Annotated in this window: 1 protein-coding gene; it reads left to right on the top strand. The window is 55.2% G+C overall.

Features of this window, described 5'->3' with window-relative positions; genetic code table 11:
- Positions 1–382 precede the first annotated feature (382 nt).
- Positions 383–829 carry a hypothetical protein gene (locus AK59_RS0122940; protein ID WP_029883906.1) on the top strand — a complete coding sequence of 149 codons (447 nt, stop codon included), beginning with the start codon at positions 383–385 and terminating at the stop codon, positions 827–829.
- The last annotated feature ends 93 nt before the right edge of the window (positions 830–922 follow it).

Here is a 922-nt window from a genome sequence, read left to right as displayed (position 1 = left end):
GCAATCTTAGATTGCCGTTTTTAGTGGTTGCTCCCTCTCCCCGTGGGAGAGGGCCGGGGTGAGGGCATCAGGCCGCACTCCTCAAAAATAATATCTCGTTTTGCGAGCCGCCTTCCAGAGCCACTCTTGCCACCCCATCCCCCACGCAGTATCTTCTTGCCGCGCCTGCAAAATCAGGCGTCAGGGTTGGTCCTCTGTTATCCTCATCCGTGATAAAATTTCTTTATCGCGTAGTCAGTTACACCTTAATGGTGGGCTGGACGGTGGCGCCGCAAGGCGCGCCGGTAGCTGATGAGGCCGGTAGGACCAACTCCGTTCAGTCCGCCACCAGTGAGGTTGGTCCCTCCTGTGGCGGTCCATTTTACGCATCAGAGGCGGTCTTATGACTACTACCCTTAGCTTTTCTCACTCCTTATTCACCACACCGTTCGATCACACAACCGACTTCACCGAGCAGGCAGACAACTGCGCGCGGTTTGTCGACGTGCTGGTTGAATGTGACGATCCAACCCAGAAGATGGCGCTGTGTGGACGACTTTCCGCCTGCCTCACCCTGCTTCAGCCCACGCTGCTTGAACCTGTACCAGAATATTTAAAAGCCAGCCTGACGGTGGATGACCTGCCGTTGGACGTGCCGGTATTCGAACCGGAAGTTGATCAGTTAGGGCGATATTGCCAGCTGTTAACGCAAATGCTCTTAGCGCATTCGCTGTCAGAAAGCGATGAGAGAGTGGCGGGAGATCTGTTGCAGGAGTTGGTGCGATTTTACAGCGATACGCTAAAAGCGCCGCGCTGGCTGCGCACAACGGAAGGCACAGTGCTGCTGTAAAAAAGCCGGGTGGCGCTTGCGCTTACCCGGCCTACGGAAACTGAGTTTTTTGTAGGTCGGGTAAGGCGAAGCCGCCACCCGACAAAATAATAT

Origin of the sequence: Enterobacter sp. T1-1 (genome assembly GCF_000710795.1) — a bacterium.
Classification (GTDB): domain Bacteria; phylum Pseudomonadota; class Gammaproteobacteria; order Enterobacterales; family Enterobacteriaceae; genus Enterobacter; species Enterobacter cloacae.
Note: the sequence above shows the minus strand (reverse complement) of the source record. Positions and strands in the feature narration are given on the sequence as shown.

Bases quoted from the DNA above. Each gene is read 5' to 3' on its own strand.
- AK59_RS0122940 (WP_029883906.1), top strand. From the start codon at position 383: ATGACTACTACCCTTAGCTTTTCTCACTCCTTATTCACCACACCGTTC.